Origin of the sequence: Desulforamulus putei DSM 12395, assembly GCF_900129195.1 — a bacterium.
Classification (GTDB): domain Bacteria; phylum Bacillota; class Desulfotomaculia; order Desulfotomaculales; family Desulfotomaculaceae; genus Desulfotomaculum; species Desulfotomaculum putei.
Map to the genome: position 1 here is coordinate 1 of NZ_FQUY01000053.1, position 4,775 is coordinate 4,775.

6 protein-coding genes are annotated in these 4,775 nt (G+C 46.3%); all 6 read right to left on the reverse strand.

The window, feature by feature from the left end; translation table 11 throughout:
* Positions 1–329: 329 nt before the first annotated feature.
* The 6 genes from BUB67_RS15755 to BUB67_RS15780 all read right to left on the reverse strand — a co-directional run bounded on the left by BUB67_RS15755 (position 330) and on the right by BUB67_RS15780 (position 4,668).
* Positions 330–683 carry a TadE/TadG family type IV pilus assembly protein gene (locus tag BUB67_RS15755; RefSeq protein WP_073240305.1) on the reverse strand — a complete coding sequence of 118 codons (354 nt, stop codon included), beginning with the start codon at positions 681–683 and terminating at the stop codon, positions 330–332.
* Complete coding sequence (locus tag BUB67_RS15760; protein ID WP_143157125.1) at positions 640–1,077, reverse strand: TadE/TadG family type IV pilus assembly protein; 438 nt, start codon at positions 1,075–1,077, stop codon at positions 640–642. The genes BUB67_RS15755 and BUB67_RS15760 overlap by 44 nt, the downstream gene beginning before the upstream one ends.
* Positions 1,078–1,161: 84 nt before the next feature.
* Entirely contained in the window at positions 1,162–1,449 is a 288-nt protein-coding gene (locus tag BUB67_RS15765) for a type II toxin-antitoxin system RelE family toxin (protein ID WP_073240307.1), read from the reverse strand.
* A complete protein-coding gene (locus tag BUB67_RS15770; protein WP_073240308.1) occupies positions 1,436–1,768 on the reverse strand; it encodes an AbrB/MazE/SpoVT family DNA-binding domain-containing protein in 333 nt (110 codons plus the stop codon). Before BUB67_RS15770 ends, BUB67_RS15765 begins: the two co-directional genes overlap by 14 nt.
* A gap of 109 nt (positions 1,769–1,877) precedes the next feature.
* Entirely contained in the window at positions 1,878–4,037 is a 2,160-nt protein-coding gene (locus BUB67_RS15775) for a hypothetical protein (RefSeq protein ID WP_073240309.1), read from the reverse strand.
* A gap of 82 nt (positions 4,038–4,119) precedes the next feature.
* Positions 4,120–4,668 (reverse strand): copper amine oxidase N-terminal domain-containing protein, encoded by a 549-nt coding sequence (locus BUB67_RS15780; RefSeq protein WP_073240310.1) that lies wholly within the window; start codon positions 4,666–4,668, stop codon positions 4,120–4,122.
* Positions 4,669–4,775: the final 107 nt, after the last annotated feature.

A 4,775-nucleotide genomic window follows, 5' to 3' on the forward strand; every position in this document is an offset into this window, starting at 1 on the left:
AGTAAGCGAGTGAGCACGTTCACCTCCATCAGGGCAACAATTGGTTGACCCCGCAAAAAAGACATAAAGCCACACTGGCTCCGGTAAGCCGAACGAAGGAATGTAGAGATCCCGCCAGGGAATACTCCGGGAGAAATGATAGGGTTGTGTAACGGAGAAAATCAGACACCGGTGGGCTGAACCATAGTCTACAAAACTGCCCATGCTATGGGTTTAAGTAACACCACCATATCATTCCAAAAATAAACATATTAGGGTATTTGTAGAAAGGTTTATTGGCTTTCAAAATATGAAAAACTGCGTTATCAAGAGATAAACGCAGGTATTACTCAAAATATTGAGATAGGAGAAGAAATATATTTTACTTCACAGGTAATAAAGTTCCTTTGCCCGTAGTTTTCTGAGTAAAAATAAATATTTGTTTTACCCGGGTCCAGTTTCCACATCCAGGCGGTTTGCCGGGCTTTTTCCAGACCTTTATTGATATCTCCTGTTATGGCAGCCTGCCTGCCGCCGTCTCTGGCCACCTTTTGTACGGCTGAATAGTCTGCTATTCTTAGGCCAATTGTGATAAAAAACAGGTACAGCATAAGGAAGATAATAATACTGCCGGCAAATTCAAGCATGGCCTGGCCCCGTTCATCGCCAGTTATATTCGCTTGGGTTAATATATCTGTTTTCACCGGGTGCCACCGCCTCCTTTACTATTTGCACTTCTTTAGACCAGACAGGGTTATTTTTGTTTAATATCTTTGGTATGCCGGGGAAGAAGGTTTTCATGCTTGTTTCCACCCGGCAGGCGGGGGAGTTGCCGTTCCAGTATACGCTGACATTTTTTGTTCGGGAGAATATTTGTGTTTTAGCCAGGTAGTTTTCGGCAACAGTTTTTGCCTTGGCATAGTTATTGGTTGTGCCCAGGTAAACCGCCCCGTGGCGGGCTGCCCTGTCTGCCTGGAAGTTGTTGTACAGCCAGGAGGCGTGAATAATAAACACAAACAGGACAGCCATGTAAATATAAAATACCAGTGCAAATTCTACCAGGGCTTGGCCTTTTTGGTTTTTCAGCAGTTTTTTTATATTAGATCACCTCCTGATCACTTTTTGCTTTATACTTCTCTCTAATAAAAGATAAAAGCGAGTATATGCACTCGCTTGTTTCACTTACAGTCTCCTGGCTAATTCTTTATATATGTTTTCCCTGGTACCAACGAGGGCAATTATCACTAACCTGCCTTCCTCATCTACGAAGTAGATAATTCGGTACTCTACACCTCGGAATTTACTATGATGGGAACGAAATTCTTTGAAAACACCGGTTAATTTTTTGTTACTATATGGGTCCTCTGCAATCTCATAGATACGGTTGTAAATGAAATCTCTCAAAGCAGGTTCCATTTTCTTTAGATCTTTAACTGCACCTTTTGATAACCGGATGCTATATTCCCCCATTCTCGATACTCCTTATAGCATCCTCAAAGGGGACAGTTTCTTCCTGCAAACGCTCCTCAAGAAAACGGTCTAAAGCCTTGCTTAATGCTAACTTTCGCTCATGTACTTTTGCTTTTAATTCTTTTCCTGTATAGCCCAAATCAATTAAATCTTTAGTTAATAAATCTTCCATCTCATCAATTAGGGTTACTTCCTTCACCTTTATTTCTTCGCCATCCAGGTAAAACTTTAATTTAGTGCCTTCTTTCCACTTAAATTTTTCCCTGATTTCTTTAGGGACAGTAACTTGTCCTTTGGAAGTAATGGTTGTATATTCCATCCTAAACACCTCATAACAGTAATACCGTAATTCTGTATTACTATTTTACCAATATACGGCGATAAATAAAAGCCCCCACTATATGTGAGGGCAGTGTTTCTACAAACATTTACAACGAAACATGGATTCCCCTATCTCCTTTAGGCACGTTTCCTCTTTTAACCGTAATGGTCACTTCATGGACGTTGTTTTCCGGCTTTATGTCTGTCCATTCGCCATTGGGCGGCCAGGCTTCTGCTCTGATTCTATATGTTCCCGGCCCGGCGGTGAAGTTGTAAGGGAATTTTTCATAATCTTTAGGGCCGATGTTCAGGTTATATGTTTTCGTACCCCCTGCCCCGGTAACAGTGAGTTTTACAGGGATTGTTCCGGGGTTCTCGTCATTGCGGCCGGTTATGATTGTGTTTTCTACTAAAACGGTAGGGTCAAAAATGACGTATTCGGTTTTTAACGGGTAGATTTTTGCCATTGCGTCATAGCCGTTAATTACTATGGGCACCCGTTTCAGGTTGTTTTCCAAAGTGGTTTCAGGATACAGGTTTTTCAGCTGCGGGGAAGCTGTCGGGTAGTCCAGGTTGGCTCCCACTGCGATGTGCTGTGTTCCTTTTTCGGCGCCGGTCCACTCGAATGTTACGGTTATTTCTTCGCCCTGGTTGTTAAAGACAAGGTATTGGTCGTCATTTAACTGGGCATTTATCTGAGAAAGTCTTGGCAGTTCATTGCCATTTTGGTCTTTTAAAACAGCTTTGTATGCAGCAGTACCCAGTTCGTTAAAGGCCCCCGCCGGTACCGGCAGGCCCGGGATGATTAGTTTATTAGCCCTGATTTTTGCCGTAGCTTGGTATTTTTCTCCCGGCTTCACGATGTACCCCTGGGCGTTTTTGGGACAGCCCGGGTCAAGGGATACTACTTCGATGTCAAGGGGCTGGGCGTACCAGGCTTTTACGCCTTTCTCTGTGGTTACTACTACCCAGTTTTCAGAGCCGGAAAGCTCGCCGGATATACCGGTGCCGTAGGAACTGCCTCCTGATGTTTGAACCGCAGGTACTGCGCTTGCTTTAGCCCCGGTATAAGGGTCAATGGAAGCCAGCCAGCCCTGGCCTGTACCTTCCAGAACTCTGGCTCCGATGCCCGGTACCAGCCATACCATAGGGGCGGTCTGTGCCCGGCTGTCAAACTGCACTGCCCAGTTGGTTTTGTGTGTGTTTCTGTCTACAGACAGCAGTTTGCCCTTTTGTCCCGGCATGCCCACGGCGGGAAAATACACGGTGTGGCCGGTGATGGCCGGCGAACGGTTGGAGAAGGTGCCGTAGTTGTCGCTGTTAATCCAACCTTCCATGTTTTTTACGTTGTAGCCGTATACCCTGCTCCACTGGTCGCCGAAGTATAGCCAGTCGCCGTCTACGCTGAAGCTGGCTACTATGCTGGAGTGGGTTGTGACGGTTTTATATGCGACAGGACTTTTAAGTTCCACTTTACCGTTTACTTCCTGCAAGATGTCGTCCAGCCTATATATCTGGAATTCACCTTTGCCATTGGGGCCCCGGTCTAAGCCCACCACAAAGCCCTGGCCGTTAAATACGGGGGCCGGGCTTGAGCTGGTGCGGCCGCTGTCGGCTACTTTGATGCGGATGTTATTGGCTTTTGTTTTGTCCATCGGGTCGGTGGCTAAATGCACTTCTGCTGTGTTGCCGGCAGTGTAGACTACCACCTCATGGCCCCGCCAGTTTAATACCAGGGGGGCGGAGACGATGTCGGAAGACCACTGGTCCCAGAACTTATATACCTCTTCAGCTTTGGCAAAATCGGTAATGTCAACAATGTGGATATGCCCGGTTCCCGTAGTATTATCTTTATCAGTACCAATGTAAACATATCTTCTTCCATCTTCTTTTTTAACCAGAGTGGGGTGGGATTTAGTTTCCTTTGAACCTTTCAGCGGAATACTCCACAAGGGATTGTTCTGCTGGAAACCTGATTCGTCAATTTTGCCGGTTGGTTCTTTGCAGACATAGCCTCTCAGCTGGTTGCCTGTGACCGCCACTACCAGGGTTTGCCCCTCGAACTGGCCCCAGCCTTTTAGAATTAAGGGTTGTGAATAGGATGTGCCGCTGTCGTCTTTCCAGGCCGGCCACAGCACCGGTTCTGTCCCCTCGGTGACTCTTGTCCGCTGGTCGTTAAAACCAAAAGTGGTCACTTCCGCATAGGCGGCTGAGCAGAGGGAAAACAGTAACAGCATGACCAGTAACCAAATCTTTGCTTTTCTCACACATCAGTCCTCCTTTGTGTTTTTTTCATTAAATCACCTCCAGAAAATATGAAACCCGGCCGTTTGTTTAGCCGGGTTTCGGTTATTTGCTGGTGATGTATACGGTGTTATTTGCCTGATCCCAGTTGACGTTGCAGTTCAGGGCTTCGCCCAGGGCGCGAACCGGAATAAAAGTGCGATTATTTTTAATCAACGGGGCGGTGTCCATGGTTTTGTTAACGCCGTTGACGGTGAAGGTTTTCTTGCCGATGGTCATTTCAACTTTAAAGCCTTCTTTCTGGCAGATAACCTTTTGGGTTTCATTGACCCAGGTCACCTGGCAGCCCAGGGCTTCGCCGATGGCCCGGAAGGGTGCCTGGGTGCGGTTGGCGCTGTCTACAAAAGCAGGTACATCAGCAGTCACCTGCCGGCCGTTGACAAAGATTTTGATAGTGTTGTTAACTGCAGGAGGATTGGTAGGTTTCTGAGCAGAGTTACCTCCTTCTTCCCACTGGAAATTGGGGTCGGGCTTAGTGGTATTAACCCCTTCGCCCCCGTTGCCGGGGATAATATCAATTACAGCAAAGGCCGGGGTCACGGCCATCGTTACCACCATTACAGCCAGCATCAGCATGGTTAACAGTTTTTTCATAAAGATTCACCTTCCTATCTCAATATTTTGAGTAATACCTGCGTTTATCTCTTGATAACGCAGTTTTTCATATTTTGAAAGCCAATAAACCTTTCTACAAATACCCT